The organism is Pseudomonas citrullilanati, from assembly GCF_030580855.1.
Classification (GTDB): domain Bacteria; phylum Pseudomonadota; class Gammaproteobacteria; order Pseudomonadales; family Pseudomonadaceae; genus Aquipseudomonas; species Aquipseudomonas citrulli.
This window is the reverse complement of sequence record NZ_JAUQOP010000024.1, coordinates 36160-54443: the sequence shown is the minus strand read 5'-3', so window position 1 is coordinate 54443 and position 18284 is coordinate 36160. Positions and strand designations below refer to the sequence as shown.

Below are 18284 nucleotides of genomic sequence, written 5' to 3'. Positions count from 1 at the left end.
CCCCTTTTTTTTGCCTGCGAAACCGGCTCAGAACATCATTCGCCATTGGCCCGTCAGCGCGCCATGGCGGTTGTCCTGGCCGGTTTCACCGCTGTAGCCCAGGCCCAGGGTATGGCGCGGCGACAGCGCCAGGTCCAACCCGGCTTCGAGGAGCAGGCTGTCGCGGTCCAGTTCGATGCCTTCGACGGTGTAGGTGGCTCCTCCCTTTGCCAGGCGCTGCTCGGAGACACCCTTCACTTCGCCGTACCGATGCCTCCAGCCGATATTCAATCGTGGCGTCAGCCCCTTGCCATGGTCGAGCGCGAAGGTGCGGGCCAGGCGCAGGCCCAGGTTGCTGTGGTAGGCGTCCTGGGCCTGGCGGTTGAATTGCAACGCCGCGTCGCCACCTTTCTCCGTGAAGCCGTCGCGCTGGTAGCGCTGGTAGCCCAGGTGAATGTAAGGTTCTGCCTCGACCGGGCCACTGCCCAGCTCGTAGCCCAGTTGGGTAAAGACCTGTTGCGTGCGGGCGTCGTAGCGCCCCTTGAGGCGGTCGCTGAAACCGTTGAAGGCCACGTGGCGCTTGGTGCTGCCGACGTGGTCGCCGAAGGTTGCGCCCACGCGCAGTGCCAGCGGGCCGCCCTGGCGCAGGGCGTAGGCGCCGAGCTGCCAACTGTCGAGCCCACCGTCGAAGCGGTAGCCGTCCAGCCGCGTCTGGCTCTTGCCGCCGATGATGCCCAGGCGCCATGTCGGGCTGACAGCCCAGTCGGTGCCCAGCACCAGGCCTTCTGTCGAATGCTTCAGGGCGTCGCCACCCAATTGTTTGCCGACCGTGCCGCGGTGGCCGATGGCCCGGACCCACACTTGGCCATCGCCATAGCCGTGCCCTGGGGTGTCCTGGCCCATGGCCGACAGCATGCTGGTGCTGATCGGGGCGATGCTGCTCAAGGTGGCATTGCCCAGGTCTGACGTGTGATAGCCGCTCAATTGGTCGAGGGCATCGGCGGCGGTGATCCGGTTGGTGCCGAGCAGGGCGCTGATGGCGGCGTTGGGCCTGGGTACTGGGTCGGCGGCTTGCAGGGGGCGAGCGGGTACGGGCGCGGCGTCGGGGACATTGGGCGCTGCGCTGGGTGTGTGGGCGGCCCCGTCGAGGGTCGGTTCGACGGCCGGTGCCTGTGCAACGGCAGGCGTTTCGACGGGCACCGGCTGTGGCGCGTCGATGCTCGCCGCAATCGCCTGGCCGTGTTCGGAGGTGGCGATTGCCTCGATCGGGACCTTATTGCGGGTGTAGGTCAGGCGCACCTCCTGCTTGTCCGGGTAATGCGCGTTGGCGTCGACAAAGGCCAGTTCACTGACGACCTGGCCGAATTCACCCTCGATGGCGCTCGCCCGGATAACGGTGTGCTCGCCGGCCTCGATGTCTTCCCCGGCTACACCGGTGACGGTCAGTGTGGCCTTGTCCAGGCGTGCGGTACCGCCCACGTCGAGGGTGGCGAACCGGCCGTCGGCGTCGATGCGATAGATCAGGTTGGCCGTTTCCGACAGGGCCAGGTCCCGGGTCACTGAAGGGGCACCGATCTTCGGGCCGATCTCCAGCTCGCCGGCGACGTTGAGCAACTCCACGGTACCGTTGCCGCTGAACCAGGCCTTTTCTGCCACGTCGACCCGGCCGGTGACCGTGCCGGTGTTGGTCATGCGCGCTGCTTTTTCCAGGTTCACGTGGTTGGCCACGACGCCTTTGTTATCGAACGTACCGAGCACGCCGACCTGCCCGTCGATGTGGCCGGTATTCACCAGCGTGGTCTTCGGTTCGATCACGGCCCAACCGGCGAAGCGCCCGGCGTGTTCCCACTCGCCCTTCGTGGTGTGCAGGGCCACGAAGTGGCGGGCCTCTTCCAGGGTGCCGCCCTTGGCCGCGTCCAATTGCAGGACGTTGATGCCGCCACCACCGTCCAAGGCGCCGACGAACTTTGCGCGTCCGCCGAGGGTGGCCAGGTCGTTGGTGTCCGCCAGTTGCTCTGCGTCCTTGTGCGGCTTGGGGTTCTTGGCTGGGTGGGTGTCCGGCGCGTCGGCGAATGCCTTGAGGCGGCCCTGCAGTTCGGCTGTCGTCTGGGCGGGGCTGGCGATATCGGCCACGGGCTGCGCCATGGATACATCGGCACAACCAAGCACCAGGGCAACGGCCAGGGCGAGGTGTTGGGGCGGGTATACGTGTCGGGTTGGCATCGGGTGCGGCCTCTCGTGAACGGAGTCCGCACTTTAAAAATTCCACCCGCCTCGGGATGCCGGCCATGTCCTTGCCGCGAGCAAGACGCGGCAGATCAAATTCGTAGGCCAGCAAGGGAGCGCTCGACGGTTCATGGCATCGGCTTTCAAGGCCCGATGTTTTGCCCTACAGCCTTCTAGGACCTGTCGGTTTGACCGGCTGGGCGACCTCAGCTGCGCTTGAGGTACGCCTTCCCATAATGCCGCTCCATCCGCGCCTGGATCAGTTCCAGGGCAATGGACATCAGCCAGTAGAGGATCGCCGCCGTGGTGAGCATTTCGATGTAGCGGTAGCTGGAGCGTCCGTAGGACTGCGCCAGGAACATCACTTCCCAGACCCCCATCACCGAGATCAGGGACGAATCTTTGAGCATCGAGATGAACTGGTTGGTGGTGGGCGGGATGATGGTGCGCATGGCCTGGGGCAGGGTGACGCGCCAGAAGATCACGGTTTCGCTCAAGCCCAGCGCCAGGGACGCTTCGCGCTGGCCGTGGGGGACGCCAACGATGCCGGCGCGGAAGATTTCGCTCAGGTAGGCGCCGTAGTTCAGCGACAGGGCGATGACCCCGGCGGCGATCGCTCCCGGGACCACGCCCAGTTGCGGCAGGCCCAGGTAGATCAGCAGGATCTGGATCAGCAGCGGTGTGCCGCGAAAGAATGACGCGTAGAAGCTGGCGATGCCGAACGCCACCGCACTGTTGGACAGCCGCGCCAAGGCGGTAATGAAGCCCAGCAGGGACGAGGCGACGATCGAGCACAGGCACAGGAACAGGGTCAGCGCGGCGCCTTGCAGGAAACCGTTGGGGGCCAGGTGCACGCCGAGCAGGTTCGGCAGCTTGTCCAGGATGATCGAGAATTTCAGGTCGAAGCTCAGGAAGAAACTCGCGAACAGCGCCAGCAGGGTGGCCCAGGTCAGGTACAGCCGGGTGCGAAAGCCGAAGATTTTTTGCAGGCGTGATTCAGCCACCGAAGGCGGTGGCTGAGGGGGTGGAAAAGAAGTCATTGGGTGATGTCGGCGCCGATCCATTTCTGCGAGAGTTTGCTCAAGGTGCCGTCCTGTTTCAACTGCGCGAAGGCCTCACGGACCTTGCTGTCCCATTGGGCGTCGCCCTTTTCGATGGCCACCGAATTCGGCTCGGAATACAGCGGCTCGCCCGCCAGTTTGAAGCGCTTGTCTTCGGTCAGGCGCGGCTGCGCGGTCACCAGGTTGGTCAGCACCGCATCGAGCCGCACCCCGGCGCCCAGGCCAAGGTCCTGGAACGCCACGTTGTCGGTGTCGTAGGGGGCCACCTGCACGTTCTCGAAGGGGTAGTTCAGGTGGGTGTCTTCGGCGCCTTCGATCACCAGGTTCTTGTTCAGGTAGCTTTCGTAGCTGGAGGCGCTGGTGAGGCCGACTTTCTTGCCGCTCAGGTCCTGGGCGCCGTGGATCCGGTCGTCCTTGGCGTTGACGACGATGACGGCGGGCGAGGCGTAATACTGCACCGGGAAGTCGAACACTTCGGCGCGAGCCTTGCTCGGGGTCATGGAGCAGATGCAGATGTCGTAGCGCCCGCTCCAGTGGCCGGCGGCGATCACGTCCCAGGATGGGGTTTCCAGGCGCAGCTTCACGCCCAGTTTCTCCGCCACGGCCTTGGCGACATCGACGTCGAAACCGTCGAGCTGGTTCTGTTCGTTGAGGAACGAGAAGGGCGGGTAGCTTTCCATCAGGACGCCGACCAGTTCCTTCTTCTGCTCGACGCGATCCAGCGTGGCACCGGCGAGCGCCTGCGTCGAGGCGGCCAGCAGGACCAGGCCCAGGGCCAGCAATGGTTGTCGTTTCATGGGAAGCCCCTGGGTAGAAAAATAAGTTGTAGGCACTCGATGGCTGCGTATTAAATAGTTATAAGAACCGCTCCGGTAGTGAGTATTTTTCATAAGCTTATGAGTGAATCGCATATGGGCGCAGCAACAGTCATTCTCGATGGCGGCATGGGCCGCGAACTGCAACGCCGGGGCGCGCCGTTCCGCCAGCCGGAATGGTCGGCCCTGGCCTTGAGCGAAGCGCCCGAGGCGGTGGAGGCGGTGCACGCGGCCTATATCGCCAGCGGTGCCCAGGTGATCACCAGCAACAGTTATGCGGTAGTGCCGTTCCACATTGGCGAAGCGCGTTTCGCCGCCCACGGCCAGGCGCTGGCGGCGTTGGCCGGTGAACTGGCGCGCCGCGCCGTGCAGGCGTCGGGCAAGCCCGTCCGGGTGGCCGGCTCGCTGCCACCGTTGTTCGGTTCCTACCGTCCCGACCTGTTCGACGCATCCCGCGCCAGCGAGTTGCTGGCGCCGCTGGTGTCGGGCCTGGCGCCCCATGTCGACCTCTGGCTGGCGGAAACCCAGAGCTCGACCGTCGAAGCCCGGGCGATTCACGCCGGGTTGCCGAAGGACGGCAAGCCGTTCTGGCTGTCGTTCACCCTAAAGGACGAAGACACCGACGACGTGCCGCGCCTGCGCTCCGGCGAACCGGTGGCGGAGGCCGCCGCAGTGGCCGCCGAGCTGGGCGTCCAGGTGCTGCTGTTCAACTGCAGCCAGCCGGAAGTGATCGGCGCGGCCATCGACGCGGCGCGGCAGACGTTCGAGCGCCTGGGCGCGGCCATCCACATCGGCGCCTACGCCAACGCCTTCCCGCCGCAACCGAAGGAAGCGACGGCCAACGACGGCCTGGACCCGCTGCGCGAAGACCTCGACCCGCCGGGTTACCTGACCTGGGCAACGGATTGGCAAGCCCGCGGGGCCAGTCACTTGGGCGGCTGCTGCGGGATCGGTCCCGAGCATATCGCGGTGTTGGCGCGGGCGCTGGGCTGAGGCCGCGGCGCTGCAGGACACCTGGGCTTACGGTTTTCGCCCGTGCCGCCAGCGCGGCCATACATATGTATGGCAAGGGTGACCCAGCGGCGGGATAGGGTCCGGTTTTCTTCAATGACCGGACCCTTCAATGTCTATTTTGACCAACGATCAACCGGGCGCTGACCACCCAGCGCCGCTCAGCCCCCAGGGAAAAGAACAGGCCAGGTTGCTGGGGCTGCTGGACGGCAACCAGGCGCAACTGGCCCGTCTGTTCGCCGGCCTGCCGACGTTCGATACCGTGATCAAGCGGTTATTGGTGGCGGCGCTCAAGGCCAGGATTCCCGAGCGTGCGTTTCGCCCCTCCGTGCTCGAGGCCATCGATCCGGCCGACTGCTATGTGAATCACTTCGCGACCGACGCAAACGGCCGGCGCCGGTTGACCGCCTCCCAGCGTTTTACCGAGGTCATGCGGGACTGCTTGCTGGCCGACACACCGGCGATCTTCACCCCGGGCCAGGTCGGTTTTTTTACCCGCCCAGACTCGGTGCAAGAACCCGACAGCCTGTTCGTCGCGCCGGTGGACGCCAAGGTTGCGGCGGCCCTGGAGTCGGCGCTCTACATCGCCAACCCGACGACCAATGACCGGATCAAGCGCCAATTCCGCGAGGACCTGGCGCTGTTTCGCACCGCCGCGTATCAACTCGATTCGTTGGAGACCGCAGCGCCATCGACCACGACCACGGCGTTGGCCGTGCTGCTGGCCCGGCGATTCCTGTACCTGTTCAACCTGTACAAGGTCGACCGCCCCGGTGCCGATGGGCTGATCCCCAGCGAGCGCATCCAGCAGAGCGACGAAGACCGCCTGCTGGACATCATCACCACCCACCCGTCCATGGCGCAACGCAGTCGCTTGTTGCGGGCGCCCATTCCCCATGTCTATGCGGTCATGCTCGAAGGCACTGCGACGCCGCAGAAGTGGCCGGCGGCGATGGTGATCAAGTACACCGACCGGTTGTCGCTGTTCCTGTATTCCCTGGAACACGGCCTGCAGCGATTTCGTTCAGTCCAGGACCTGATCGCCCAGGTACGCCCCGTGCATCAAGGGCAGGCGCGCACGATCGTGGATATTTCCACGGAGCTGGCCGGGCCAGTCTTCGAGGTGGCGGCGCAGGACCTGTTGCAGGGGCAGGGCACGGCCCTGGACGCCGTCCTCGACGCCCCCGAAAACCCGACGCTGGCCTTGCAGACCTTCGCTCGACACACCGAGGACGCGCTCGCGCTGCCGATGTTGTCCCTGGCCGGGCCGCTGGCGGTCCGTCAGCACACCTTGGTCGAACAGCATCGTCCTGCTTTCTACAGGGCGGCGACGCGTGCGCAGCAGGCCCTTTATCGGCGTCTGGAAGAGCAAGCGGCGCAGGCGGCCTATGTGTTGGGGGACGGCATTGCGACGTTGAGCCAGTTCACTCGCCAGCAGATCAGGCTCGATCTGCAGCGGACTTTCCACCCGGCGATAGACCCTGATCCGGATAAAACCCAGGTCACGCTGTTCCAGGGCGAGCGTGCCCGGCCCCCGCAATCGCGGCGCACCAGCCTGACCCAGTTGATGCTCGACCATTTGCGTCCGGTGCAATACCCCAACGCCATGCGCGAAGTGTCGCCCGTCCAAGTGCTCGACCCGCAGGGCGAGCGTGTCAGACACCCGGCGAGCGGTTTTTTCATCACCTTGACGGGGGCCCAGCTGGCCCGGATGGCGATCCGGATCGATGCCGGTGGCCGGTACGAAACCATGCTTCGGCAGAAGCTCAACGAACCGGGGTTCAAGGCGGCGTGGCGCACAGCGTACCTGGCTCATTTGACGTTCAAGGGCCATGAGGCCTCGCTCAAGAACGAGGCGGTGTTCAAGGCCACCGTGATCGACCCGGCGTTCACCCCACCGAAGGCGCAAAAGCGGGTGCTGGCCTGGCTAAACGCTGTACTGCAATCGCCGGACGCCGCACGGCGTGCCTTGGTCGACCGGCGCAAAGTCTGCGTGCACGGCCTCCTGCTGGGCGGCACCGTGAGCGCCGGCGGGCAGGGTTCGATGGGCAATGCGGTGAGTGTCGACGGCGTATTGGTATTCACCGACCAGGAAGGGCCCGAGATCACCGGCACCGTCGGGGTGTATTTTCCCGACAGCCCCGAGGGCGATGATTTCCATGAGTTCGCGGATCTGCAGGTCGGCATTGGCGGGCTCTTGCAGCACGAACCTTGGCGGGCCTACCTGCGTTCGCGCTTGTCCACCCTGGATGCCGAACAGATCAAGCGCGCCCTGGGTCTGCGGGGCGGGCGCCCGCTGGTTCGCGGCGCATTGCTCAAGGGCGACTTTCTCGACGACCTTCATCGAGCCTATGTCGAGTTCCACAGCGCTTATGCCGACCACCGCTCCAACAGCACCCGGGAGAGTGGCCAGACCCTGGCGAAGTGGGTGGTGACCGCCGTTGAAATCGTCATGGACATCGCCGGCCTGCTCCTGGTGCCGGGTTTCCAGCTGCTGGGCCGTCTGGTCAGGACCGGTTTGCTGGTGCTGCGCACCGGCTCGGTGCCCATGAACCTGCCGACGCTGGCCTTCGTCCACAAGGTCGCCAATTATGCGGGCAGGGGGTTGCCCGGCGGCGTGAACGTCCCGGTGCGGGGAAACGCCACGTTCCTGGCGCTGCCCACGCGCCAAGCCCAGGCGCACGCGGTGCCTGGCTTGCCGTTGGAAGAGGCGCTGTACCGCCGCTTTGCCGTGACCGATAGCACGCCCCTACGTGGGTTGACCCCCAACCCCCAGGGCTTCTACCGCCCCAGCATCACCGACGGCGCCACCGGGCGCGTGACGCGTCCCGTGTACGTGCGCCAACCCAATGGCACGGTGTTCCGGGTACACGACCATACGCCCTTGAAAGCCACCGAAGCGACCCTGGTCGACCCGGTCACAGGCTTGAGCATCCGCTCCAGCGGTGTGATGAGAAGCACCGTGGCGCGCATGGCCAATGGCGAATGGCGCGCGGTCGGCTTCGGCCGGGGCGGCGGCAAGCGGCCGTCACCGTCACCCGAACCCGGACCTTCGAGACCACCGCAACCTCAGCCGTCGCGCTCCGTTTCCGAACTGGTGCGCACGCCCCACACATGGGACCTGGACATCATGGACCTGGTCCCGGCCATGATGACCCGGCTGGCGATCTGGCCCCGCAACCGCAGCTTGTTGATCATGGACCAAAGGCCCACGCGCCAGGATTGGTCGGTGCGCTTTACCCCCGGGCAAACCGAAAGTGGCTACCCGGCCAGCCATCATCCGCGCCGGGCCAGCACCGATATCGTCCTGAGGCGAACCGGCGAGAGTCATTACGCGCTGGTGCTGGGTGACGACCAGGAGGTCACGTTCGCCGCCGACGGCGATTGTTTCTTCAATGCCATCGCCCGGGGGCTGAACGAGGGGCAGGCCCAGCCGACGTTCACGATGCAGGGGCTGCGCAATGAAGTGGCCGACTACATCGACCTGCATCCAGAAGTGAGCAATTATCTGGTGGCACAGCCTTCCGCCCTGCAACAGGCGCTCTCCGATCACGCCCAGACGCTGGAAGAGCTGCTGAACGAGGCGGCACTGTTCGACCTGACCCAGATCATCCATGGGGCCCCCAATCCGCATCGTTTGTTCCAGCCGATCCTCAACTACCTCGACCTGCAAGCGCGAAACTCGGCTCGCCAGGTCCTGGACCGCGGCCGACATACCGTCCTGCCCGCCGAAATGCTGCAATACATCGGGCGCCTGGTATCACCCCGGGCTCCCGCTCGCCTGCAATTGAGCAGCTTTGCGTACTACACGCAGCACGATGATTCCTTGCGCCATTTTTTCGAGGACACCCTGCTCGGGCCTGTCCCGGAAGCGGAGCTCTTGGAGTTGCTCAACAATGAATACCTCGTGCTCTCCCAGGATGTGATGCACATCCTGCTGGAATACGGCATCCGCGCGCGGAACCTGACGGACCATCATCCGCGCAACGACCTGGCTTATGTCCGCTACGACCAGGCCGTGCATGGCCAGCTCAGTGACGAGCAACTGGAACAACAACTCAACGGTGCCTACCTGGTGGACCGCGATGACCTGAAGAAAGTCGGCGAACGCTACGAGCTTGAAACCGGTGGGCGCCTGGATGACGAAGAGCTGATGGAGCAGTTCATGTACTACGACAGGGTCGAGGACATCACCGATTTGCTCACGGTGTCCCTGCAGCGGTTTCCCGTGTTGGCGAGACGCGCCGAGATCCTGCTGCAATCGCCCGTGATTGCCTCCAACCTGGGCGGCCTGTTTCCGGTCCATGTGCTGGCGGCGTGGATACGCAATCCGGCACTGTCCGATGCCCGGCTGCAGGTCATTGCCGAGTACGCCGGCAGCCGCTACCAGGAGGTGGCGAGCCGGGGCAGCATCGATATCGACTGGATGCAGCCGTTCAACGATCGCAACCTGCGCAGCCTGATGAATAACCAGGGCGCGTTGATAAGGTTCTGGGATTTTCTCCAGGGCACGCGGTATACCGGCCGCAGTGACCTGGCCACGGTCGCGGAGTTGTTCAGGGTGGCCGGGCAGCCGCCGTCCAATACCCGGATGACCACCCTGTTCGGCATGCCCAATCTCGCCGGGACCGTCCAGGGCATCCCGGGCCTGTCACCGGAGGAGGCCCGGTACATCTGGGAAGACCTGGTCTCGCCGCACTTCAGCGATGAAACGATCCGCCAGACCCTCGGGCGACCAGGTTCGCTGCGTTCACGGGCCGCCTTCACCAGCGCCCTGATCGACAGCCTGGCCGCCGAGGAGGCCCGGGTGTACCAGTTGATCCAGGCCGTCTACGCGGTCGACCATCGGCAGGCGATGGGGTTCTTGCACGGTTTCGACTTCCCGCTGGGCCACGCCGAACATACCCGCTTGAACCTGGCGCTTTACCTGAACCGCCACGGCCTCGTACCGCAGTGGGCCTGGTCGTACGCCCGGGCGCACGTCACCGCCGAGTCGCTTCGCCCGTTCCTGGCAACGCGCCGGGCGCCACGCAGCGAGTGACCGCGGGCAATCCTGCGTCATCGCGGCCGGCTCGCGATGGCGCAGGGCTCATGCCTGGCTGGCGCGACACGCCGCCAGGCCACGGCGCTGCCCGCCTTCCAGCTGGTTTTCCGCGCTCAACCAGCGCTCGAACCCCGCGCCAATGGCCGGCCATTCCGAATCCAGCATCGAGTACCACGCGGTGTCGCGGTTCTGCCCCTTGACCACCATGTGCTGGCGGAACACCCCTTCAAAAGTGAAGCCCAGCCGCTCGGCGGCGTATCGGGAGCGGGCGTTGGCGTTGTTGCACTTCCATTCGAGCCGGCGATAGCCCAGGGCGAAGGATTCCTTGGCCAACAGGTAGACCGCTTCGGTGCTTTTCGGCGAGCGCTGCATCGGCGCGCCGAAGGTCACGTGGCCGATCTCGATACGGCCCTGGGCCGGGACGATGGACATCAGGCTGAGCAGGCCTTGCACCTGGCCGCTGGCGCGGTCGACCACGCTGAAGAAATACGGGTCGATGTTGGCGGCGTGATTCTGGAGCCACGCATCGAACGCGCTGCGCTCCTTGAACGGACCATAGGGCAGGTAGTCCCACAGCTTCGGGTCGGCCCCGGGACCTTCGAGCGCTTGCCAGAGATCGTCGCCATGGCGCGCCGGGTCGAGTTTTTCCAGGCGGACGAAACGCCCTTCGAGCAAGCGTGTGTACGGCGCCGGGACACCTTTCCAATCGGCGAGTGAAGTCGACATGCTGCGCTCCTTACAGGGCTTTGCGAAATTGAATGAAACCCGGGCGTTCGGCGATGCGCTCATAGAGCTGGATCGCCGTGGCGTTGGTTTCGTGGGTCAACCAGTGGACCTTGGCGCAGCCATCGGCCTTGGCCGTGCGGTAGACGAACTCGATGAGCTGGCGGCCGACGCCGCTGCCCCGGCAGGACTCCGTCACCAGCAGGTCCTGAAGGTAGCAGGAGTTCTCGATGCTCCAGTTCGACCGGTGATAGATAAAGTGCACCAGGCCCACCGCAGTGTCGCCGTTCCAGGCGAGGGCGCCGTGGGTCGGCTCGCGCTCGTCGAGCAAGCGTTGCCAGGTGCTTTGGCTCACCGTGTCCGGCAACTCGGTGTTGTAGAACCGCAGGTAGGCCTGCCACAACGGCAGCCAGGCGGCATGATCGTCTGCGGTGACGAGGCGGATTTCGATCTGGCTCATGTTCACTCCTTGGGTGATCGTTCAGGCATCAGCCGCGCGAGCGCCTGATCCTGCGGGTCGAGACTGTGGGCGAGGCCGTCGCGCACCCCGGTGGCATCCGCCGGGCTGCGGTTCTGGCTGAGCTTGCGTTTGCCCTCCAGGCGCTGGATGGGCAGGGCGAAGCCGACGATGGCCTTGAGCATGCTGTCGAGGTACTGCGCCGGGGCATCCTCGATCTTCCATGGCTGGGCACGGCCGGCTTCGTGGCGGTCGGTGAGAGCGCCCACCAGGTCGCGCAGGCGCTGGGCATCGTCGAACACCTCGGCACGGCCATAGGCATGCACGGCCAGGTAGTTCCAGGTCGGCACGACCTTGCCGTGTTCGGCCTTGCCGGGGTAGAACGCCGGGCTGACATAGGCATCGGCCCCGGCGAAGATCACCAGCGCCTCGGCGCCGGCCTGCAAGTCGTGCCATTGCCGATTGGCCCGGGCCATATGCCCGTACAGCGTGCCATGAGGCCCCTGGTGGGTATCCAGCAGCAGCGGCAGATGGCTGGCTTGCAAGCCCTGCTCACCCTGGGTGACCAACACCGCCAGGCGGCAATCGCCGATCATCCGGTGGAGTTGGGGCAAGTCGTCGACGGCAAAGGCCTGGGGGTTGTACATGGTGTTTTTCCTTGGCGAATGCGAGCATCCTAGGCAGGCCATTGGTCTGTGGTAAGAGCCACTTGCGACCAATTCGATAGGTCCATTGATGAGTGCTGCCATGCCGGATTCCCTGCCGCCGCTGTCTTTCAATCCTGCCGGGATCGAACTCGATCGCGGCCAGGGCCTCAGCCGCCAGCTCTACCAGGCCTTGCGCACGCGGGTGCTGGACGGGCGCCTGGCCAGTGGCACGCGCCTGCCGGCCAGCCGCGACCTGGCCTCGGCGTTGTCGATTTCCCGCAACAGCGTGGTGCGGGCCTACGATCAGTTGTACGCCGAAGGCTTCATCGAAGGACGCGTGGGGGATGGTACCTACGTGGCGAAACTGTCGGGTGCGACGCTGCCGCTGAAAAACATATCCACAAAAGTGTCCACAGGCTTTTCAACAGGCTTACCCACAGCCTTATCCACAAAATCAGGGGATTTACCTGGGGTTTCATCCAGTAAAGTTATCCACAGCACGGCGTTGGAACGGCTGCAAAGGCACCATTTGTCCCAGCCTCCCAGCGGTCCGCCGAGGGCGTTTCGGGTGGGGGTTCCGGCATTCGATCTGTTCCCTTTCGAGGTCTGGGCCAAGCTGAACGCGGCTTTCTGGCGCAAACCGGATCTGCAGCAGCTGTGTTATGGCGACGCCCAGGGCGATGGACGCCTGCGCGGCTTGATCGCCGCGTACCTGCGCAGTTCCCGTGGCTTGCACTGCACGGCTGAACAAATTGTGATCACCAGCGGTGCACAACAGGGCATCAGCCTTTGTGCACAGCTGTTGATCGATCCTGGTGACATCGTCGCGGTGGAGAATCCCGGCTATCGCGCCGCCGGGCATGCGTTTGCCGTTGCCGGCGCCCAGGTCAGGGGCGTGCCGGTGGACAGCGATGGCCTCGATTGCGCGGTGCTCGGTACGCTCGACGGTTGCCGCCTGGCCTATGTCACGCCCTCCCATCAATACCCCACGGGCGTGGTCATGAGCCTGGCGCGGCGCCTGGAGTTGCTGGCCTGGGCCGAGCGCAACGACGGCTGGATCGTCGAGGATGACTATGACGGCGAATACCGCTACAGCGGCGCACCCCTGGCGCCCTTGGCGGCGCTCGATCGCCAGGGGCGGGTGCTGTATGTGGGGACCTTCGGCAAGGTGGCGTTCCCGGCCCTGCGCCTGGGTTACCTGGTGCTGCCGGCCGGCCTGGTCGATGCCTTCGCCCGACGGCGGGCCGTGGACGTGCGCCATTCCGAGGTCAGCACCCAGGCGGTGATGGCCGAGTTCATGGCCGCCGGGCATTTCCAGCGGCACATCCGGCGCATGCGCCGGGCCGCCCTGGCCCGGCGTGACGCATTGCTGGCACGCTGGCCGAAGGCAATCGAAGGGGTCGGCTCGATGCCCACGGTGGTGGCGGGCCTGCACGTGACGGTGCCCGTGGACGCCGTCGAGCGCGAGCGCGAGCTGATCGACCAAGCGTTGGCTGTCGGTGTGGAAGTCAACGGGTTGAGTGGCTACTGGTTGCCCACGACCGAGCCGGCCCAGGTGCGGGCCGGGCTGGTGCTGGGGTTCGCCGCGGTCCCGCCAGCGGCGATCGATGCCGCGCTGGCGAACCTGGTCAAGGCCTGGAAAACCTGACGGTACGGCGCCGCAGGAATGCCCCTGGCGACCTCAGTGGGATTTCTTCTGGAAGAACACCTCCTTGGCCTGGTCGATGGCGATTTCGCTGCGGTAAAGGTCGATCAGCTGGCGCTGGCCAAGCCGCTCGATAGGCGCTTCGAGGTACCCTTCCTCGATCTGCTCAAGGGTTTTCAGGCGGGCGGAAATGAACGCGTGGGCCGGCACCCAATTGGTCGAATAGCGAAAATCCGCGTACCAGAGCGTCTTGCCGGTTTTCTGCTCCTTGATCTCGTAGCGGTCCAGGTAACCGAAAGGGGCTTGCTTGATGCGTTGGCGGCTTCGCTGCTTGGTGATGGAAATCTGGTTGCGGCTGCGCAGCCAGAGGACGCCGCTCATGGTCGGCGGCCGCTGCTTGATGACGTGCAGCACCGTTTCGAAACCCAGGTCGTAGAGCGCGCTCGACTCCTTTTCCAGTTGGCTGCGCAGGCGCTCGGCGGAGCGACGCTGGGCTTCGGGCAGTTCGGTGGTTTCGTTCGAGACGACACCCTGGGCTTGATCGAGCGCTTTGTTGATGGCAGCGCTGACTTTTTCCATCCGGCGGGCATGGGCGTTGAGGATCATGCCGATCCCGGCGGCGGTCCGGTGCGACTGTTTGACCGTGTGCTCGACCTGCGTCTTGAACGCGGGCAGGCCGTTGATCAGGTCCGTGCCCTTCGCCATGCTGGTGGCCAGCGCGGGCACCACGGCGGGCTCGCCGCCGGGTTTCATGTGGGGTATCCATTCGCCGGTTTCCTTGCGGTGGAACGTGACGATGATCTCCCCGGAAAACGGGTTCTTGACGTCGACCCAATCGGTTTCCTCCAGCGACCTGGACAAGCGCGGCTCGCCGCTGACCAGTCCCCAGAACCGGGCCCTGATGAACTTTTTCCGCGGCCTGGGGCGTTGCTCGTAGGGGCTGTGGGCGTTACGTCGATCGTTGCGTTCCTCCAGGGCCGACCCCAGGCGCTGCAGGGTGCTTTTGACCAGGGTGTCGATGCCGCTGCGCAGGCGATTGAGCTGCGCCGAGCGGATGCTCGTCCTGTATTCCCCGCCCAGGTATTGCAGGTGTTCGTCGATGGCCATGAACTGTTCGGCCAGGCTGCCGAAAGCGTCGATCTGCTCGTCCAGGCGGATTCGGCTTCGTTCGTCGGCTGCATCGCGCAGGCTCTGGAACGCCACGGTGGCGTTGTCGACCAGATGATTGAGTTCTTCCCAGGCTTCGGGCACCGACTCGACGCTTTCAAGGGACAGGCAGAGGTGGCGGAACATATCCAGCTTGATCAGGCGCAGGTCGTCACCGGTATGCATCGGCAGCTTGCGGCGGTGCTGGCGGACGAACTCGAAACCTTCGCGGCCCATCTGCTTGAGCTCGGTGAAACGCGTCTCCATGTAGTCGAGGCGTTCGATCATGTCGTCGCCGACGTTGACCATCGCCTGGGCCGTGTCGATGTGCTGTTGCTCCAGGACCTTGACCCCGGACGTGATCATGCCCTTGGCCTTGTCCATGGTCGGGTCGAACCGTTCGCCGAGGGCGTCTATTTCGGCGAAGGTGAAATTGACCTGGGCATTCAGGTAGCCGAGGCGGGTCCGGGGGTAATCCGGCCTGGACTGGAAGACGGGCCACTCCAATAGCGTCTTCAGGGCCTCCTCGTAACGCTCGCGCTGGGTTTTCAGCGCCCCGACGTATTCATCGCGCTTGAGCTCCCTGGCGCTGCCCGAGGCCTCCTTGAGGGCCTGCGCTTCCATGGTCAGCAGTTTCTGCGCCTGGGGTTTCTTGGCTTCGAAGCGGTTCAGTTCAGCCAACAGCTCGACCCGGCGATGCTGGGCATTGGCAATGACCTTTTCCCGCACCCCCTGGGAACCGATGCCGCGGATGCGCAAGTGCGTGTCGATATGCCATTGGCCCTGGGCGTCGCGCATCAACAATGGGCCGATGCCGGCGGGATCCTTGCTGTCGATGATCGAGACCTGCCCGTGCTGCACGCCCACCTTGAACCACCTGCCCGAGAGGTAGGCTTTCCAGTCCCCCTGTTGCCCATAGAGGCCCTTGAGCGGGCCAAAGGCCTGGGGGTGCCCGGGGGCTCGGGGGGCTGCGATGCTGAAGGCGTCGAGCAGCGTGGCGCTTTCCCGGGAGCGGCTCATCAGGGCGCCGCTGGAATGAATGCGCTCGTAATGCTCGGTCAGCAAAGCCTTGGAGAGGCGGGGCGGCTGCTGCTCCATCACCAGTTCAGGCCGTGGCTTGAGCAGGTTTTCCAGTTCGCTCACCGGTCGTGGTGCGTTCGCCGGCTGGCCACGCTTGGTCTCCCGGCTGCGGCTGACGGTATGGGCCACGATCACCAGGGAGATGTTCAACAGCAGGTCCACGAACACTTCCCACTTGGCTGGGGCGTCGGCCCCCTCGGCGTCGCGCGTCAGCTTGTCGATATCGTCCAGGGTCTGCCAGAGCCAGGCCACGGTGCCTGCGGTGGTGCCCAGGTAAGGCAAGGCCACGTTCAGTAGCAGCCAGCCGGCCCGTTTGAAGGACTCCCATCGGTTCTCGCGGTTGGAGACCGATTGCCGGTCGGCCAGCGTGACCAATGCGTCGGCGTTGGCCTTGTACAGAATCGGCAGGAAATCGGCGCCCAGGGTCTTTTCGCTCAAGCTGATGGGGCCGCTGTTGGCCAGGGAGGTTACCGGCGCGGCCACGAATGCCAGGATGGTCCAGGGCGAGGGCAACAGGTCCGGGAACACGTAGCGGCCGTAATCCTCCCGCACCCCATCGGGCAGCCAGGCCAGGACCGATTGGCGCAAGGCCGGGGTTTGCCTGATCGCATACAGCAGGTTGCTGAACGAGGGGTACTGGCTCAATTGCGGCTCCAGCATCGGCCGGTACAGCAGGCAGGGACCGGCGTCCGAGTCCTGGGGGCCGATGATGAACATGTTGGTGACCACATCCTCGGTGTTGCCCAGTTGCAGTTCGGCGACGAAGGCCAGCCGGCGTATGACGATGGTCTTGCCGTCCACCTGGCGATCGGCTTCGTCGGGGGCCATCAACGCCGCGACGTAGCGGTAGCCTCTTTCGTCCAGGTTGCCCAAGCCACGGATCTTGCTTTCCAGCGCGAGCATCGGCAGCTGGAGGCGCAACTGCGCGCTGAACAGTCGTTCGCGCCGGGTCGATTCGGCGGGGTCGTCGAGCAGTGTGTGCTTGACCAGCTCCGGGTAGACGCGACCGATGTCGACCTGCGTGATGAGGTTCTCCAGGTAATCGACGGTCATCCACGCGGGCAACGGCGTGTTGTCGTCCAGGCTTTGCACGGTCTTGTTGCCGAGGGGCAGGGCGATCAGGTTCTGCAAGGCCAGGTCGACGAGGCTGAACCGGGTGGTGTCGACCTTGCCGGGCACGACAAAACTGCCCCATATCACGGGGCTGCGTATCTCGATCTGGATCTTCTCCAGGTCGAGCGTCGAGGCGTCGGCATGATCGGCCTGCATGCGCTGCTTCAGGGCCGCCAGGGTGAAGTCCCTGATCGGCGCGATGCCGTCCAGGTAGGTTTTGCCCGCGTGGAGGCTGCCGAGTATCGACAGGTCCCTCATGTGTTGGGCGAACAGGATCTGGTCCGATGTCGAGGCCGACTGCAACCAACGGGGGATCTCCCGCTTGAACCAGGCCTCCACCGGATCGTTGTCCACTTCCTGGCTGGCCGCTGGAGGCTGCCAACGCTCGTAGGGCGTCACCGTTTGCAAGCTGGAGGTGCTGATGAGCTTGAGCTGCTCGGAAATCATCCCGCAGGCCTTGTGATCGAAGATATTGCCGTCGGGCTCATAGAGCTGCCAGCGGACCTTCCCGTACTGGTTGGCGTACAGGTGGGCCGGAAGGGATTGCCCCAGTGCGTGCTGTGAGCTGTATTTCTCGTAGCCATTGAGCAGCGAGTACTTGAGGATGACTTCGCGCTTGTCGATCTTGCCAATCAGCACCATGATCGAGTTTTCAGTCAGGCGCCGTACCTGGTTGTCCTCTATGCCCTCCATGTCGATCAAGTAGGCGTGGCAGTCGTAGAGGCTGTTGTCCCGGCGGCCCTGGCGGTCGGGGTACTGGAACAGGTGCCTGGCCATGGCGCATTCCGCAGCGCTCCAGCCCCGCACGCGGTGGACGTCCCAGGCCCGGCGCAAGGTATTGGAGAGCTCATGCCAGCGTGGCCCGGAATCGCCGACCGACGCGTTCCAGTACGCCAGTTGCTGTTCCTGGCAAGCCGTGGCCATGGCCGGCACCAGCTCGTTGATCAGGTTTCCAATCTGGTCGATGCGCACGGGCAGATGCACCTCCGGCACCGTGAGCGGCAACTGGGTCAAGAAGTGCTCCCCTTGGATCAGCAGCGTGGGCTCGCTATCGTCCACGCGCCTGGCGAGCATGTCGCTGAGGGTTTCGTAGCGCGTCTGGCCCTGGACGACTTCGCCATCGACGATGTTCCAGGTCGGTTGGCCGACCACCGTAGTGAGCGGGTCGAGGTTCAGTGTCGGGTACAGCTTCCTGAGGCCGTCGCGCAACAGGATGGTGGCCACTTCCGGGTAGGTGGGGCCGGCGAACAACTGGTTGATCACGGCTTCCCTGGGGTTGGCATTGAGTGTTGCGTGGGGTGTGCTGGCGGTTGTTGTCATCGGACATTCCCTGTCTG

The 18284-nt window shown here is 64.9% G+C and carries 10 protein-coding genes; 3 read left to right on the top strand and 7 right to left on the bottom strand.

Features of this window, described 5'->3' with window-relative positions; all coding sequences use genetic code 11:
• Positions 1 to 27 precede the first annotated feature (27 nt).
• From Q6A48_RS16580 to Q6A48_RS16570, 3 genes are all read right to left on the bottom strand, one after another.
• Positions 28 to 2202 carry an autotransporter domain-containing protein gene (locus tag Q6A48_RS16580; protein ID WP_304555202.1) on the bottom strand — a complete coding sequence of 725 codons (2175 nt, stop codon included), beginning with the start codon at positions 2200 to 2202 and terminating at the stop codon, positions 28 to 30.
• A 209-nt stretch (positions 2203 to 2411) separates the two neighbouring features.
• Positions 2412 to 3245: an amino acid ABC transporter permease gene (locus Q6A48_RS16575; protein ID WP_304555201.1), complete on the bottom strand. Its 834-nt coding sequence runs from the start codon at positions 3243 to 3245 to the stop codon at positions 2412 to 2414.
• A complete protein-coding gene (locus tag Q6A48_RS16570; protein WP_304555200.1) occupies positions 3242 to 4063 on the bottom strand; it encodes an ABC transporter substrate-binding protein in 822 nt (273 codons plus the stop codon). Before Q6A48_RS16570 ends, Q6A48_RS16575 begins: the two co-directional genes overlap by 4 nt.
• A 114-nt stretch (positions 4064 to 4177) precedes the next feature.
• Between Q6A48_RS16570 and Q6A48_RS16565 the strand changes: the two genes are divergently transcribed.
• Together Q6A48_RS16565 and Q6A48_RS16560 are read left to right on the top strand one after the other, a co-directional pair.
• Positions 4178 to 5074 carry a homocysteine S-methyltransferase family protein gene (locus Q6A48_RS16565; RefSeq protein WP_304555199.1) on the top strand — a complete coding sequence of 299 codons (897 nt, stop codon included), beginning with the start codon at positions 4178 to 4180 and terminating at the stop codon, positions 5072 to 5074.
• Positions 5075 to 5204: 130 nt separating this feature from the next.
• Complete coding sequence (locus Q6A48_RS16560; RefSeq protein ID WP_304555198.1) at positions 5205 to 10133, top strand: OTU domain-containing protein; 4929 nt, start codon at positions 5205 to 5207, stop codon at positions 10131 to 10133.
• 48 nt (positions 10134 to 10181) lie between these two features.
• On the opposite strand, the gene Q6A48_RS16555 is transcribed toward Q6A48_RS16560, so the two are convergent.
• Genes Q6A48_RS16555 through Q6A48_RS16545 form a run of 3 tightly spaced genes read right to left on the bottom strand, consistent with a single transcriptional unit; the run spans position 10182 to position 11963 of the window.
• Positions 10182 to 10862, bottom strand: coding sequence for a GNAT family N-acetyltransferase (locus tag Q6A48_RS16555; RefSeq protein ID WP_304555197.1), 681 nt, complete (start codon positions 10860 to 10862; stop codon positions 10182 to 10184).
• 10 nt (positions 10863 to 10872) lie between these two features.
• The gene (locus tag Q6A48_RS16550; protein WP_304555196.1) at positions 10873 to 11319 is read right to left on the bottom strand and encodes a GNAT family N-acetyltransferase; all 447 of its coding nucleotides are present in this window, start codon (positions 11317 to 11319) and stop codon (positions 10873 to 10875) included.
• A gap of 2 nt (positions 11320 to 11321) precedes the next feature.
• Positions 11322 to 11963, bottom strand: a complete 642-nt coding sequence (locus Q6A48_RS16545) for an FMN-binding negative transcriptional regulator (protein ID WP_304555195.1) — start codon at positions 11961 to 11963, stop codon at positions 11322 to 11324.
• Between the two features lie 100 nt (positions 11964 to 12063).
• Between Q6A48_RS16545 and pdxR the strand changes: the two genes are divergently transcribed.
• The gene (pdxR, locus tag Q6A48_RS16540) at positions 12064 to 13611 is read left to right on the top strand and encodes a MocR-like pyridoxine biosynthesis transcription factor PdxR (RefSeq protein ID WP_304555194.1); all 1548 of its coding nucleotides are present in this window, start codon (positions 12064 to 12066) and stop codon (positions 13609 to 13611) included.
• Positions 13612 to 13644: 33 nt separating this feature from the next.
• Here the strand turns inward: pdxR and Q6A48_RS16535 are convergent, their stop codons facing one another.
• Complete coding sequence (locus tag Q6A48_RS16535) at positions 13645 to 18267, bottom strand: dermonecrotic toxin domain-containing protein (RefSeq protein ID WP_304555193.1); 4623 nt, start codon at positions 18265 to 18267, stop codon at positions 13645 to 13647.
• Positions 18268 to 18284: the final 17 nt, after the last annotated feature.

Excerpts from the sequence above, each read along its gene's own strand:
- Q6A48_RS16550 (WP_304555196.1), bottom strand. The coding sequence starts at position 11,319 with ATGAGCCAGATCGAAATCCGCCTCGTCACCGCAGACGATCATGCCGCC.
- Q6A48_RS16580 (WP_304555202.1), bottom strand. The coding sequence starts at position 2,202 with ATGCCAACCCGACACGTATACCCGCCCCAACACCTCGCCCTGGCCGTT.
- Q6A48_RS16570 (WP_304555200.1), bottom strand. The coding sequence starts at position 4,063 with ATGAAACGACAACCATTGCTGGCCCTGGGCCTGGTCCTGCTGGCCGCC.
- pdxR (WP_304555194.1), top strand. The coding sequence starts at position 12,064 with ATGCCGGATTCCCTGCCGCCGCTGTCTTTCAATCCTGCCGGGATCGAA.
- Q6A48_RS16565 (WP_304555199.1), top strand. The coding sequence starts at position 4,178 with ATGGGCGCAGCAACAGTCATTCTCGATGGCGGCATGGGCCGCGAACTG.
- Q6A48_RS16545 (WP_304555195.1), bottom strand. The coding sequence starts at position 11,963 with ATGTACAACCCCCAGGCCTTTGCCGTCGACGACTTGCCCCAACTCCAC.
- Q6A48_RS16555 (WP_304555197.1), bottom strand. The coding sequence starts at position 10,862 with ATGTCGACTTCACTCGCCGATTGGAAAGGTGTCCCGGCGCCGTACACA.
- Q6A48_RS16535 (WP_304555193.1), bottom strand. The coding sequence starts at position 18,267 with ATGACAACAACCGCCAGCACACCCCACGCAACACTCAATGCCAACCCC.
- Q6A48_RS16560 (WP_304555198.1), top strand. The coding sequence starts at position 5,205 with ATGTCTATTTTGACCAACGATCAACCGGGCGCTGACCACCCAGCGCCG.
- Q6A48_RS16575 (WP_304555201.1), bottom strand. The coding sequence starts at position 3,245 with ATGACTTCTTTTCCACCCCCTCAGCCACCGCCTTCGGTGGCTGAATCA.